Annotated in this window: 10 protein-coding genes; 7 read left to right on the top strand and 3 right to left on the bottom strand. The window is 69.7% G+C overall.

Going from position 1 to position 14,338, the window contains the following annotated elements; all coding sequences use genetic code 11:
- The first annotated feature begins 274 nt into the window (after positions 1-274).
- The 4 genes from metH to ACWDEN_RS10630 all read left to right on the top strand — a co-directional run bounded on the left by metH (position 275) and on the right by ACWDEN_RS10630 (position 8,412).
- Entirely contained in the window at positions 275-3,787 is a 3,513-nt protein-coding gene (metH, locus tag ACWDEN_RS10645; protein ID WP_351603473.1) for a methionine synthase, read from the top strand.
- Positions 3,788-3,996: 209 nt separating this feature from the next.
- A complete protein-coding gene (locus tag ACWDEN_RS10640; RefSeq protein ID WP_351603474.1) occupies positions 3,997-4,698 on the top strand; it encodes an HAD family hydrolase in 702 nt (233 codons plus the stop codon).
- 433 nt (positions 4,699-5,131) lie between these two features.
- Positions 5,132-6,736, top strand: coding sequence for an ABC transporter substrate-binding protein (locus ACWDEN_RS10635; RefSeq protein WP_351603476.1), 1,605 nt, complete (start codon positions 5,132-5,134; stop codon positions 6,734-6,736).
- Between the two features lie 98 nt (positions 6,737-6,834).
- Positions 6,835-8,412, top strand: coding sequence for an ABC transporter substrate-binding protein (locus ACWDEN_RS10630; protein ID WP_351603478.1), 1,578 nt, complete (start codon positions 6,835-6,837; stop codon positions 8,410-8,412).
- Positions 8,413-8,487: 75 nt separating this feature from the next.
- Here the strand turns inward: ACWDEN_RS10630 and ACWDEN_RS10625 are convergent, their stop codons facing one another.
- Both ACWDEN_RS10625 and ACWDEN_RS10620 read right to left on the bottom strand, forming a co-directional pair.
- Positions 8,488-9,159 (bottom strand): response regulator, encoded by a 672-nt coding sequence (locus tag ACWDEN_RS10625; protein ID WP_228618649.1) that lies wholly within the window; start codon positions 9,157-9,159, stop codon positions 8,488-8,490.
- A gap of 14 nt (positions 9,160-9,173) precedes the next feature.
- Positions 9,174-10,205 (bottom strand): RecB family exonuclease, encoded by a 1,032-nt coding sequence (locus ACWDEN_RS10620; protein ID WP_351603480.1) that lies wholly within the window; start codon positions 10,203-10,205, stop codon positions 9,174-9,176.
- A 177-nt stretch (positions 10,206-10,382) separates the two neighbouring features.
- On the opposite strand from ACWDEN_RS10620, the gene ACWDEN_RS10615 reads away from it, so the two are divergent.
- The 3 genes from ACWDEN_RS10615 (at position 10,383) to ACWDEN_RS10605 (ending at position 13,738) form a co-directional block, all read left to right on the top strand.
- Positions 10,383-11,915 (top strand): site-2 protease family protein, encoded by a 1,533-nt coding sequence (locus ACWDEN_RS10615; RefSeq protein WP_351603482.1) that lies wholly within the window; start codon positions 10,383-10,385, stop codon positions 11,913-11,915.
- Positions 11,916-12,011: 96 nt separating this feature from the next.
- Positions 12,012-12,914, top strand: coding sequence for a tRNA (adenine-N1)-methyltransferase (locus ACWDEN_RS10610; protein ID WP_351603484.1), 903 nt, complete (start codon positions 12,012-12,014; stop codon positions 12,912-12,914).
- Between the two features lie 242 nt (positions 12,915-13,156).
- The gene (locus tag ACWDEN_RS10605) at positions 13,157-13,738 is read left to right on the top strand and encodes a hypothetical protein (RefSeq protein ID WP_351603486.1); all 582 of its coding nucleotides are present in this window, start codon (positions 13,157-13,159) and stop codon (positions 13,736-13,738) included.
- Between the two features lie 19 nt (positions 13,739-13,757).
- Here the strand turns inward: ACWDEN_RS10605 and ACWDEN_RS10600 are convergent, their stop codons facing one another.
- Positions 13,758-14,060: a ferredoxin gene (locus ACWDEN_RS10600; protein WP_351603488.1), complete on the bottom strand. Its 303-nt coding sequence runs from the start codon at positions 14,058-14,060 to the stop codon at positions 13,758-13,760.
- Between the last annotated feature and the right edge of the window lie 278 nt (positions 14,061-14,338).

The following is a 14,338-nucleotide window of genomic DNA, read 5'->3' as shown; positions in this document are numbered from 1 at the left end:
TCCTGCCTCCGTCTTCCTCGACTGCCGCCGGGTGCTCGACAACACCGTTCGGCAATGCCGAACACTACCGGTCCATGCCGATCTCCCGCCAATGGTCGGACGGCACTTGTTACATCACACGTGGCCTGGCCGTGGGGTACCCGCCACCCGGCGTCCGCCTCGTGGACGCCGGTGCCCATCCAAGCCGACTCCCGGTTAGTCTGGCGCCGTGCGGCCTCCCGCCAGCCCGGGGACACCGCATAGCCGACAGCCGTCGCACCTAGGGAGCCCCTTCATGGCCTCGTTGCCACCGTCCCCTTCCGCCGACAGCCGGACCCGTGTGTCCGCGCTCCGAGAGGCGCTCGCCACACGTGTGGTGGTCGCCGACGGAGCCATGGGCACCATGCTCCAGGCCCAGGAACCCACCCTCGAGGACTTCCAGCAGCTCGAGGGCTGCAACGAGATCCTCAACCTCACCCGCCCCGACATCGTCCGCTCCGTCCACGAGGCGTACTTCGCCGTGGGTGTCGACTGCGTCGAGACCAACACCTTCGGGGCCAACCACGCGGCAATGGCGGAGTACGAGATCTCCGACCGCGTGTACGAGCTGTCCGAGGCCGGCGCTCGCATCGCCCGCGACGTGGCCGACGAGTTCTCCGCCGGGGACGGCCGCCGGCGCTGGGTCCTCGGTTCCATCGGCCCCGGCACCAAGCTGCCCACCCTCGGCCACATCGGCTACGCCACCCTCCGGGACGGCTTCCAGGCGAACGCGGAGGGCCTGCTGGCCGGCGGCGCCGATGCCCTGATCGTGGAGACCACGCAGGACCTCCTGCAGACCAAGGCGTCCGTCCTGGGCGCCCGGCGCGCCATGGAACGCCTCGGCCTCGACGTCCCGCTGCTGGTGTCCATGGCCTTCGAGACCACCGGCACCATGCTGCTCGGCTCCGAGATCGGCGCGGCCCTCACCGCGCTGGAGCCGCTCGGCATCGACATGATCGGCCTGAACTGCTCGACGGGTCCCGCCGAGATGAGCGAGCACCTGCGCCACCTGGCCCGGCACTCGCGCATCCCGCTGCTGTGCATGCCGAACGCCGGACTGCCCATCCTCACCAAGGACGGCGCCCACTTCCCGCTCGGCCCCGAGGGCCTTGCCGAGGCCCAGGAGAACTTCGTCCGGGACTACGGCCTGTCCCTGATCGGCGGCTGCTGCGGTACGACCCCCGAGCATCTGCGCCAGGTCGTCGAGCGGGTCCAGGGGCTGACCCCGGCCGCGCGCGAGCCGCGCCCCGAGCCCGGTGCGGCCTCCCTCTACCAGGCGGTGCCGTTCCGCCAGGACACCTCCTACCTGGCCATCGGCGAGCGCACCAACGCCAACGGCTCCAAGAAGTTCCGCGAGGCCATGCTGGAAGGCCGCTGGGACGACTGTGTGGAGATGGCCCGGGAGCAGATCCGCGAGGGCGCGCACATGCTGGATCTGTGCGTGGACTACGTCGGCCGCGACGGCGTCGCCGACATGGAGGAACTCGCCGGCCGCTTCGCCACCGCCTCCACCCTGCCGATCGTGCTGGACTCCACCGAGGTCGACGTCATCCAGGCGGGCCTGGAGAAGCTCGGCGGTCGCGCGGTGATCAACTCCGTGAACTACGAGGACGGCGACGGCCCCGACTCCCGTTTCGCGAAGGTCACCAAGCTCGCCCAGGAGCACGGCGCCGCGCTGATCGCGCTGACGATCGACGAGGAGGGCCAGGCCCGCACGCCGGAGAAGAAGGTCGAGATCGCCGAACGGCTGATCGCCGACCTGACCGGGAACTGGGGCATCCGCGAGGACGACATCCTCATCGACACCCTGACCTTCACCATCTGCACCGGTCAGGAGGAGTCCCGTAAGGACGGTATCGCCACCATCGAGGCGATCCGCGAGCTGAAGAAGCGCCACCCGGCCGTCCAGACCACCCTCGGCCTGTCCAACATCTCCTTCGGCCTGAACCCGGCCGCCCGCATCCTGCTGAACTCCGTCTTCCTGGACGAGTGCGTGAAGGCGGGCCTGGACTCGGCGATCGTGCACGCCTCCAAGATCCTGCCGATCGCCCGCTTCGACGAGGAGCAGGTCACCACGGCCCTGGACCTGATCTACGACCGCCGCCGCGAGGGCTACGACCCCCTGCAGAAGCTGATGCAGCTCTTCGAGGGCGCCACCGCGAAGTCGCTGAAGGCGGGCAAGGCCGAGGAACTGGCCGCGCTGCCGCTGGAGGAGCGCCTCAAGCGGCGCATCATCGACGGCGAGCGCAACGGCCTGGAGGCCGACCTCGACGAGGCGCTGAAGGACCGTCCGGCGCTCGACATCGTCAACGAGACGCTGCTGGACGGGATGAAGGTCGTCGGTGAGCTGTTCGGTTCCGGGCAGATGCAGCTGCCGTTCGTGCTGCAGTCGGCCGAGGTGATGAAGGCGGCCGTCGCCCATCTCGAGCCGCACATGGAGAAGTCGGAGGCCGAGGGCAAGGGCACGATCGTGCTGGCCACCGTGCGCGGCGACGTGCACGACATCGGCAAGAACCTGGTCGACATCATCCTGTCCAACAACGGCTACAACGTCGTCAACCTCGGCATCAAGCAGCCGGTCTCCGCGATCCTGGACGCGGCCGAGGAGCACCGGGCCGACGTCATCGGCATGTCCGGGCTGCTCGTGAAGTCCACGGTGATCATGAAGGAGAACCTGGAGGAGCTCAACCAGCGCGGCCTGGCCGCCCGCTTCCCGGTCATCCTCGGCGGCGCCGCCCTCACCCGCGCCTACGTCGAGCAGGACCTGCACGAGATCTACGAGGGCGAGGTCCGCTACGCCCGCGACGCCTTCGAGGGCCTGCGCCTGATGGACGCCCTGATCGGCGTCAAGCGCGGTGTGCCGGGCGCCAAGCTGCCCGAGCTGCGCCCGCGCCGGGTGCGGGCCACCACCGTCGAGGTCGAGGAACGTCCCGAGGAGGGGCACGTCCGCTCCGACGTCGCCACCGACAACCCGGTGCCGACCCCGCCGTTCTGGGACACCCGGATCGTCAAGGGCATCCAGCTCAAGGAGTACGCCAGCTGGCTCGACGAGGGCGCGCTGTTCAAGGGCCAGTGGGGCCTGAAGCAGGCCCGCACCGGCGAGGGGCCGTCGTACGAGGAACTGGTGGAGTCCGAGGGCCGCCCGCGGCTGCGCGGCCTGCTGGACCGGCTCCAGACGGAGAACCTGCTGGAAGCGGCGGTCGTCTACGGCTACTTCCCCTGCGTGTCCAAGGACGACGACCTGATCATCCTGGACGAGCGGGGCAACGAGCGCACCCGGTTCACCTTCCCGCGCCAGCGCCGCGGCCGCCGGCTGTGCCTGGCCGACTTCTTCCGCCCGGAGGAGTCCGGCGAGACCGACGTCGTCGGCCTCCAGGTCGTCACCGTCGGCTCGCGCATCGGCGAGGAGACCGCCAAGCTCTTCGAGGCCAACTCCTACCGGGACTACCTCGAACTGCACGGCCTGTCCGTCCAGTTGGCGGAGGCACTCGCCGAGTACTGGCACGCACGCGTCCGCGCCGAACTCGGCTTCGGCGGGGAGGACCCGGCCGACGTCGAGGACATGTTCGCCCTGAAGTACCGGGGCGCCCGCTTCTCCCTCGGCTACGGCGCCTGCCCCGACCTCGAGGACCGCGCCAAGATCGCGGACCTGCTCCGGCCGGAGCGGATCGGCGTCCACCTGTCCGAGGAGTTCCAGCTGCACCCCGAGCAGTCCACGGACGCGATCGTGATCCATCACCCGGAGGCGAAGTACTTCAACGCCCGCTGAGCCCCCCGGGCCTGGCCGCAGCCGCGGCGCCGTCGGCTTCACGGCACATCGACGGCCCTCCGGCCTGCGCGGGGGTGTTTGAAGGGGTACCCCCGCGCCCGAGTGATAAACGAGGCGTTTCCGCCGCCGGAGACGTACACTGGTCGGTCCACCAGGCCGGTTCCCTGTCCGGGAACCGGCCTGATCGTCCCTCAAGGAGGTGCGCCCGGATGACCAGCACGGTCCCCGCGCTCGGAACCCTTACCGCCGAAGGCTCCGCCCTGCAGGCGGTGCTCCTCGACATGGACGGCACCCTGGTGGACACCGAGGGATTCTGGTGGGACGTCGAGGTCGAGGTCTTCGCCTCCCTCGGTCACACCCTGGACGAGTCCTGGCGACACGTCGTGGTCGGCGGACCGATGACCCGCAGCGCCGGCTTCCTCATCGAGGCCACCGGCGCCGACATCACCCTCGCCGAACTCACCGTGCTGCTCAACGAGGGCTTCGAGGACCGCATCGGCCGGGCCCTGCCGCTGATGCCGGGCGCCGCCCGCCTGCTCGCCGAACTCCACGAGCACGGCATCCCCACCGCCCTGGTCTCCGCCTCCCACCGGCGCATCATCGACCGTGTGCTGAGCATCCTCGGCGCCCACCACTTCGCCCTGTCCATCGCAGGCGACGAGGTCTCGCGCACCAAACCCTTTCCCGACCCCTACCTGCTCGCCGCGGCGGGGCTCGGGGCCCGGCCGGACAGATGCGCGGTGGTCGAGGACACCGCGACCGGTGTCGCCGCCGCCGAGGCCGCCGGCTGCCGCGTCGTCGCCGTACCCTCCGTCGCCCCCATCAGCCCGGCCGCCGGACGCACCGTGGTGACCTCTCTGGAACAGGTCGACCTGCCATTTCTGCGCGGCCTGATGACGGAAATGCTCTAGCCGTTCACCCAGCGTGAAAAGTCCATTGGCCCGGCTGGACAAATTTCCGAGGAAGTACACCCAAGTGGAATTCACGGCGGACCACCCGGCCGAATTCCACTGACTCGCCGCACAGTTGGAAGTGTGACGTTCCCCACCCCGACAGCCCTCGACATCCTGGGTCAAGTGTGCTGAACGGCCCCGTTCGGCCCGGAATGAAGGGTCTTTGTGTCCCGATTGATGGGATGCTGCACTAATCCTGCCGCTGTCGGGTTTTCGGTGCGTCCACACCCGGTTCCACTGCGTGATGGGGGCTCAACTCACGGGGCCGTGAACCCTCCTGCGGGCGCGGACTAATCTCATCGCGAGAACATCGCCGCAACCCCCCGTGATCCGCCGCACCACCCATGCATGCCGGATACACGGACCCGAACAGCTCTGGAGAAACTCCCGCATGAACCGCAAGACTTTGGTGCTGCCGGCGGTGGCCGGCCTGCTCACCCCGGTTCTCGCCGCGTGTGGCGGATCCGGCAGCGGGAGCAAGAGCGGTGACGCCATCGTCGTCGGCACCACGGACCGGTTCACCACCACCAGCGACGCCCCGGCGCCCCTCGACCCCGCCTACGCCTACGACGTCGGCACCTGGAACATCCTGCGCCAGACGGTGCAGACCCTGATGGCCCAGCCCAAGGGCGAGGGCGACCCCGTCCCGGACGCCGCCGAGAGCTGCTCCTTCACCGACAGCGGCAGCGAGCGCTACGCCTGCAAGCTCCGCGACGGCCTGAAGTTCGCCAGCGGCGACCCGGTGACCGCCCAGGACGTCAAGTACTCCATCGAGCGCGCCCTGCGCATCAAGTCCAGCAGCGGTGTCGCCTCCCTGCTGAACACCATCGACACCATCGAGACGCAGGGCGACCGCGAGGTCGTCTTCCACCTCAAGACCGCCGACGCCACCTTCCCGTACAAGCTGTCCACCCCGGTCGCGGGCATCATCAACCCGAAGGACTACCAGAAGGACAAGCTGCGCGACGGCTTCGAGGTCGACGGCTCGGGCCCCTACACCCTGCAGGCCGACGTCAGCGGCAACGCGATGTCCGTCGCCACCTTCACCAAGAACCCCAACTACAAGGGCGCCGTGAAGGTGAACAACGACAAGGTCGAACTGCGCTCCTTCGCCGACGCCGACGCCATGAGCGCCGCCATCGACAAGGGTGACATCGACGTCATGACTCGCACCATGTCGCCCGACCAGATCCAGAAGCTGGACGCCGGCAGCGACAAGAACGCCGACCTGGTCGACATGCCGGGCCTGGAGATCCGCTACCTCGCCTTCGACACCAACGCGTCCAGCGTGAAGTCCAAGGCCGTACGCCAGGCCATGGCCCAGCTCATCGACCGCGCGGAACTGGTCTCCAAGGTCTACGGCACCCAGGCCGAGCCGCTGTACTCGCTCGTCCCCGCCACCGTCACCGGCCACTCCAACTCGTTCTTCAACAAGTACGGCAACCCCAGCGTCGCCAAGGCCAAGGACCTGCTGACCAAGGCCGGCATCACCACCCCGGTCAAGCTGACCCTGCACTACACCACCGACCACTACGGCTCCGCCACCAAGAAGGAGTTCGAGGTCCTGCAGCAGCAGCTCAACGACAGCGGCCTGTTCAACGCGTCCATCCAGGGCCACCCCTGGGAGACCTTCCGCCCCGCCGAGCAGAAGGGTCAGTACGACGTCTACGGCATGGGCTGGTTCCCCGACTTCCCCGACGCCGACAACTTCCTCGCGCCCTTCCTCGACAAGGACAACTTCCTCGGCTCGCCGTACTCCAACAGCACCATCCAGCGCACCCTGATCCCGGAGTCCCGCCGCGAGGCCGACCGGCTCAACGCCGCCAAGAGCCTGACGGCGATCCAGGACATCGTCGCCGACGACGTTCCGATCCTGCCGCTGTGGCAGGGCAAGCAGTACGTCGCCGCACGGACCGACGTCACGGGCGTCGCCTACGCCCTCAACTCCTCGTCTACGCTCCAGCTGTGGGAGCTCGGCCGCGGTGTGAGCGGCTGACGGCTCTCTCGTCCGGGGACCAGGGACGGCTGCCCCGGACATCCCGAGGGCCAGGACGGCGGCCCCGGGTGACGAACCGACGACAAGGCACATTTCAAGTGAACATGCGCAACCAGTGGCCAGTCCTGCCCGTCGTGGCGGGGCTGGCCTCCGGCCTTTTGACCGGCTGCGGCTCGCAGAGCGGCGATTCCGGGGGCACCGGCTCCTCCGTGGTGATGGGGATGTCCGACGACGTCCTCGCCACGGACCCGGCCTCCGGCTACGACCCCGGCTCCTGGCTGTTGTTCGACAACGTCTTCCAGTCCCTGCTCAGCTTCCCCAAGGGCCAGACCGAACCCCAGCCGGAACTCGCGAAGGAATGCACCTTCACCGACTCCCGCGCCACGGTCTACCGGTGCACCCTCAAGAACGGCCTGAAGTTCAGCAACGGTGACGCCCTCACCTCGAAGGACGTGAAGTTCTCCTTCGACCGCACGCTGAAGATCAACGACCCGTCCGGGCCCGCGGTCATGTTTCCGATGCTCGCCGGCATCGACACCCCGGACGCCAGGACGGTCGTCTTCCACCTGAAGACCTCCGACGCCACCTTCCCCAGCAAGATCGCCTCCGGCGCCGGCTCCATCGTCGACCACCTCCAGTACGACGCGAACGGCCTGCGCACCGACCACAAGGCCATCGGCTCCGGCCCCTACAAGCTGGACTCCTTCGACAACGACCACGCGGTGTTCTCCGTCAACGGCAACTACCAGGGCACCGCCAAGGTCAAGAACTCCGGCGTCACCCTGAAGTTCTTCCACGGCGACCGCGCCGCCCTGAAGAAGGCCCTCCTCGACGGCAACGTCGACATCGCCTACCGCGGCCTGTCCGCCTCCGACGTCGCCGGCCTCGACCAGCAGCAGGGCAAGGGCGTCGACGTCATCGAAGGAAGCAGCGCCGAAGTCCAGCACCTGGTCTTCAACATGAAGGACCCGGTCGCGGGCAACCTCGGCGTCCGCAAGGCCATGGCCTACCTCATCGACCGCGACGCCCTCATCAAGAACGTCTACCAGGGCACCGCCACCCCGCTGTACTCGATCATCCCGGCGGGCATCGTCGGCCACAACACGGCCTTCTTCGACACCTACGGCGCCCGCCCCTCCCAGGCCAAGGCCGCCGCCGCACTGCGCGCCGCCGGCATCAACGGCAAGGTCAAGCTCACCCTGTGGTCCACGCCGTCGCGCTACGGCCCCGCCACCGACGAGGAGCTGAAGGCCATCGCCGGCCAGCTCAACGCCAGCGGCCTGTTCCAGGCCGACGTCAAGTCGGTCGCCTTCGACCAGTACGAGAAGGACATCGAGGCCGGCAAGTACGGCGTCTACGTCAAGGGCTGGGTACCGGACTACCCCGACGCCGACAACTTCACCGCACCCTTCTTCGGCAAGGGCAACGTGCTGGACAACAACTACAGCAACCGCACCATCACCGGCACCCTCATCCCCGACACCGCCGCGCAGAGCGACCGGGCCGCCACCGACAAGGACTTCGGCCGGCTGCAGAACATCGTCGCCACCGAACTGCCCCTCCTGCCCGTCTGGCAGGGCAAGCAGTACGCGGTCGCCCGCGACGGCGTCTACGGCCTGGAGTACTGCCTGGACGCCTCCACGGTGTTCCGGTTCTGGGAACTCAGCAAGAGCTGACGCCCGTTGACACCGAGGGCGCCCGTCTCCACGCGGGAGGGGCGCCCTTCGCCGTCGTACCGGACGTGAACGCGCTCACTGCGCGCCGGGACGCACCAGACCGCTCTCGTACGCGTACACCGCCGCCTGCACCCGGTCCCGCAGACCCAGCTTGGTCAGCACATGCCCCACATGCGTCTTCACCGTGGTCTCACTGACGAACAGGTCCGCGGCGATCTCCGCGTTCGACAGACCGCGCGCCACCAGCTTCAGCACCTCCACCTCACGGTCGGTGAGAGTGTTCAGCGTGTCCGGCACCGGCTCCTCACCGGAGGGCAGATGCGTGGCGTACTTGTCCAGCAGCCGGCGCGTGATACTCGGCGCCAGCATCGCCTCACCCGCCGCCACCACACGGATCGCCTGCACCAGCTCGTTCGCGGGCGCGTCCTTCAGCAGAAAACCGCTCGCCCCGGCCCGCAGCGCCTCCACCACGTACTCGTCCAGATCGAACGTGGTCAGCACCAGCACCTTCGCCGGACCGGACCGGTCCGGCCCGGTGATCTGCCGGGTCGCCTCCACCCCGTCCATCCGCGGCATACGGATGTCCATCAGGACCACGTCCGGCTGCAGAGCCCGCACCTGATCGAGGGCCTGCAGACCGTCACCGGCCTCGCCCACGACCGCGATGTCCTGCTCGGCCTCCAGGATCATCCGGAAACCCGTACGCAGCAGGGGCTGGTCGTCGACCAGTAGGACACGGATGGCCACGTGACACTCCTTCGCTAGTCCGGGCCCATTCTGCCCTGCGACACGCTCCCGGACTCACGCGCCCTCACCGGCAACGGATACGGCGGGGGAGTGCCGCCGAACTCCGGGCAGTGCGCCTGGTGGTCGCACCAACCGCACAGCTTCGTCGGACGCGGCCGCCACTCCCCGGTCTCCGTGGCCTGCCTGATGGCGTCCCACAGCGCGTGCAGCTTGCGCTCCACCCGCTCCAGATCGGCGAGAACCGGGTCGTACGTCAGCACATCCCCGCTGCCCAGATACACCAGCTGCAGCCGCCGCGGCACGACCCCCTTCAGCCGCCACACCACCAGGGCGTAGAACTTCATCTGGAACAGCGCGCCCTCGGAGTACTCCGGCCGCGGCGCCTTCCCCGTCTTGTAGTCGACGATCCGCACCTCACCGGTCGGCGCCACATCCACCCGGTCGATGATCCCGCGCAGCCGCAGCCCCGACTCCAGCTCGGTCTCCACGAACAGCTCCCGCTCGGCCGGCTCCAACCGCGTCGGATCCTCCAGCGTGAACCAGCGCTCGACCAGCCGCTCCGCCTCCTGAAGCCACCCCGCCAGCTGCTCCCCGTCCGGATCGTCCGCGAACAGCTCCACCAGCTCCGGCCTGCTCTCCCGCAGCCGGTCCCACTGGCCCGGGATCAACGACTTGGCCCTGGGCGCGGTCCGCTCCGCCGCGGGCGCGTCGAACAGCCGCTCCAGCACCGCGTGCACCAGCGTGCCCCGGGTCGCCGCCGCGCTCGGCTTCTCCGGCAGCCGGTCGATCACCCGGAACCGGTACAGCAGCGGACACTGCATGAAATCGCCCGCCCGGGACGGGGACAGCGAGGTGGGCGCCATGGCCAGACGCTCGGCACCGGCCTCCGGCGGAGCCGGCACGGCCGAGTCCGGCTCCGAGGCCTCCACAGCTGTCGACGGCCCCGGCACCGAAGCCGCCATGGGCGTCGGTTGCGGCGCCCCGGCCGGATCCGTCTGCTCGGCACCGCCCGACAGGGCTCCCGCGTCCTCGATGCTGCTGTCCATGTCCACAGACCTTACGGCCCACCACTGACAGTGACCCAGCCGCCGCCCGCCCGGCCGCGCGTCCGCGCGGCAAACTCAAGGGGTGCCGGGGCGAAACGCGTCACCAAGGCCGCATACCATCGACCACAGACCCTTCCGTCCGGCAGGTACGGAAGACGCTTCGAACGAGGGGACACCGTGGACGTGAGCGGCGGGAGCGGGCAGCCGCGGTCCGGCAAAGACAAGCCGGCCGAGCACCCCGCAGGTCCAACGGCCCCGACGACCGACCCCGCCGGCCATGCGGGCCCGGAACCCGAGCCCACCCCACGACCTGCCCAGGCCGACGCGGACACCACCGCCAACCCGGAGGGCACGGACAGCACCGGCACCGGTTCGGATGCCACTGTGCCTTCGGGGCATACGCCCGACGCCGACGCCGACGGCGCCTCGGACACCGAGAGGACCGACGGCGGCCCGGCCGACACCGGCACCCCGCACGACACCCGCCCCGAGCAGCACCGGACCCTCGCCCACTCCGGAATCGCCAAGGGCGAGCCGCCCCAGCCACGGCCCAAAGAGCCCGGTGGCGGCATCCTCATGGGCCGCCCCTTCGGCGTACCGGTGTACGTCGCACCGAGCTGGTTCCTCGTCGCCGCACTCATCACCTGGGTCTTCGGCGGCCAGCTCGACCGCGTACTGCCCGAGCTCGGCGCCGCCCGCTACCTGGTCTCCCTGTTCTTCGCCGTCGCCTTCTACGCCTCCGTACTCGTCCACGAGCTCGCCCACACCGTCGCGGCGATCCGCTTCAAACTCCCGGTCCGCCGCATCCAGCTGCAGTTCTTCGGCGGCGTCTCCGAGATCGAGAAGGAGGCCGAGACCCCGGGCCGCGAGTTCGTCCTGGCCTTCGTCGGCCCACTGCTCTCGCTCGTCCTCGCCGGCCTGTTCTACCTCGCCATGAAGCCCGTCGAACCCGGCACGGTACCCGGCGTCCTGCTGGCCGGCCTGATGATCTCCAACCTCATCGTGGCGATCTTCAACCTCCTCCCCGGCCTGCCCCTCGACGGCGGCCGCATGCTCCGCGCCGTCGTCTGGGCCATCACCGGCAAACCCATGAGCGGCACCGTCGCCGCCGCCTGGGTCGGCCGCGCCCTCGCCGTCGCCGTCCTGATCGGCCTGCCGCTGCTCAACCAGTCCGGAGTCCTCGGCGGCAACACCGAGGACACCGGCGGCATGGACACCGTCACCGACGCCCTGCTCGCCGCCATCCTCGCCGCCATCATCTGGACCGGCGCCGGCAACAGCCTGCGGATGGCCCGCCTGCGCGAACACCTCCCCGAACTGCGCGCCCGCACCCTCACCCGGCGCGCCGTACCCGTCGAGACCCACACCCCGCTGTCGGAAGCGCTGCGCCGCGCCAACGCCGCCGGCGCCCGCGCCCTCGTCGTCGTCGACGCCCACGGCAACCCCATCTCCCTGGTCCGCGAGTCCGCCATCGTCGGCGTACCCGAACACCGCCGCCCCTGGGTCGCCGTCAGCGGCCTCGCCCAGGAGCTCACCGACGGCATGCGAGTCTCCGCCGAGCTCGCCGGAGAAGAACTCCTCGACGTCCTGCGCGCCACCCCCGCCACCGAATACCTGGTGGTCGAGGAGACCGGCGAGATCTACGGCGTCCTGTCCGCCGCCGATGTGGAACGAGCCTTCGTCAAGGCGATGGCACGCCCCGCCTCATAACGCCCCGCGCCCGAGCGCCGCCCCGAAAGGCACGCGCCCCGGCCCCACCCCCTTCCGTCGGCCAAACCCCCGGACCGGAACCGGTACGCTGGTCACATGTCCGAACCGACCGGTGCCGCCCGCAGGCGCGGGCCCTTCAAGGTCGGGGACCAGGTACAGCTGACCGACCCCAAGGGCCGCCACTACACGTTCACGCTCGAAGCCGGAAAGAACTTCCACACCCACAAGGGTTCCTTCCCGCACGACGAACTGATCGGCGCTCCCGAGGGCAGCGTTGTCCGCACCACCGGCAACGTCGCCTACCTCGCGCTGCGCCCCCTGCTCCCCGACTACGTCCTGTCCATGCCCCGCGGGGCAGCAGTCGTCTACCCCAAGGACGCGGGGCAGATCCTCGCCTTCGCCGACATCTTCCCCGGCGCACGCGTCGTCGAGGCCGGCGTCGGCTCCGGCTCGCTCAGCAGCTTCCTGCTGCGCGCCATCGGCGACCAGGGCATGCTGCACTCCTACGAGCGCCGCGAGGACTTCGCCGAGATCGCCCAGCAGAACGTGGAACGCTACTTCGGCGGCCCCCACCCCGCCTGGCAGCTCACCGTCGGCGACCTCCAGGACAACCTGTCCGACACCGACGTCGACCGCGTCATCCTCGACATGCTCGCCCCCTGGGAATGCCTCGAGGCCGTCTCCAAGGCACTCGTCCCCGGCGGCATCCTCTGCTGCTACGTGGCCACCACCACCCAGCTCGCCCGGACCGTGGAGTCCATCCGGGAGATCGGCTGCTTCAACGAGCCGACCGCCTGGGAAACCATGATCCGCAACTGGCACATCGAAGGCCTCGCCGTCCGCCCCGACCACCGCATGATCGGCCACACCGGCTTCCTGCTCACCGCCCGCCGCCTCGCCGACGGCGTCGAGCCCCCCATGCGCCGCCGCCGCCCCGCCAAGGGCGCCTACGGCGAGGACTACGCCGGACCCAACGCCGACGGCGGCCCCGGCCGCTGACCGACCTCCCACACAGCACAACGCAAGGGCGCCGTGGCGCAGTTCCCGCACACCGACGGGAACTGCGGCACGGCGCCCGTTCGTTGACAGGGCACCAGGGACCCACCCGCACAACGCGAACGCCCACCACGCGCGCGGGCCGCCGCCTTCGGCGATCCCCGACCCCGCCGTTCCCCAGCACTGTGACGTGTGGCACCATGCTGGCCACCCCACCGGCACAGCCCTCACAGGAGACACTCCTAGTGCAGCAATCCGCCGTTCCGGAGCTCGCTCACGCCCAGACCCGACCCATCCACTGGGTCGCCACCGCCACGGCCGTCGCCGGCGTCGTCGCCCTCTCCTCCGTCGTACAACCCGGATCGGCCACGGCCGCCCAGACCCACACCGACACACGCGGCACGTCCGTCCCCGCCGCCATTGCACCGCCCAGCACCACCGGCGTCACCTTCCCCCTGCAATGCGGACCCGTCAAAGCCGTCGTCGCCAGGAAAACCACCGGAGACCTCGACGGCGACGGCAGACCCGAAACAGCCGCCGTGGTCCACTGCGACTCCGCCATGGGCACACCGCCCGACGGGGTCTACGTCCTCACCCGCTCCCCGGACAGCGACCAACCACGCATCGTCGCCACCCTCGTCGACCCCAAGGACCGGCTCACCGTCACCGACTTCTCGATACGCGCGGGCACCGTCACCGCCACCCTGCTCGGCTACTCCTCCGACGCCGTCCCCAACTGCTGCCCCGACGTCAGAACCCCGGCCAAGTGGCACTGGAACGGCACCGCGTTCATCCGCTCCACCCCCACCGACACCCACGGCGTCTGACACACGGCCCGGCTCGGACTCACTCCGCGTCGGGCCCGTACACCTCGACCCTGTCCGAAACCCGGCGCACATGAATGCACTCACCGGGACACTCCCGCGCCGAGTCCACCACATCCACCAGCAGCGGCAACGGCACCGGCGCCGCCGCACCCACCGCCTGCAACAGCTCCGCGTCCGCACCCTTCACATAGGCCAGCCCGTCGATGTCCAGCTCGAACACCTCAGGCGCGTACTGGGCGCAGATCCCGTCACCGGTACACAGATCCTGATCGATCCAGACCTCCAGCGCCTCCCCGCCCAGGGCCTCCTGCTGCACGGTCACCTCTCCTGCCGTCGATACACCGGGCGGAACCGGCACCACGAGGGCCAGCCGGGTCCGCACCAGCGGCTGTTGAACACCCTCGACCCTACCTCCGCCCCCGTTCCGGCCACCCTCCACCGCCACCGGGTTTCCACCCCCGCCCCCTCGGGTACCAGCGCTCGATCAGGACAGAGACACCTCCGGCATGACACCCGCCACATCAAGCCAGGCCGGCCGTGACACCCTCCGCCCGAACCGTCGCTCAGCGTGATGAAACACGGCGGAGCCCCGCAGGCTGC

The organism is Streptomyces sp. NPDC001153, from assembly GCF_053598315.1.
This window is presented reverse-complemented; position numbering and strand designations above follow the sequence as displayed.

Excerpts from the sequence above, each read along its gene's own strand:
- ACWDEN_RS10610 (WP_351603484.1), top strand. The coding sequence starts at position 12,012 with ATGTCCGAACCGACCGGTGCCGCCCGCAGGCGCGGGCCCTTCAAGGTC.
- ACWDEN_RS10620 (WP_351603480.1), bottom strand. The coding sequence starts at position 10,205 with ATGGACAGCAGCATCGAGGACGCGGGAGCCCTGTCGGGCGGTGCCGAG.
- ACWDEN_RS10635 (WP_351603476.1), top strand. The coding sequence starts at position 5,132 with ATGAACCGCAAGACTTTGGTGCTGCCGGCGGTGGCCGGCCTGCTCACC.
- metH (WP_351603473.1), top strand. The coding sequence starts at position 275 with ATGGCCTCGTTGCCACCGTCCCCTTCCGCCGACAGCCGGACCCGTGTG.
- ACWDEN_RS10640 (WP_351603474.1), top strand. The coding sequence starts at position 3,997 with ATGACCAGCACGGTCCCCGCGCTCGGAACCCTTACCGCCGAAGGCTCC.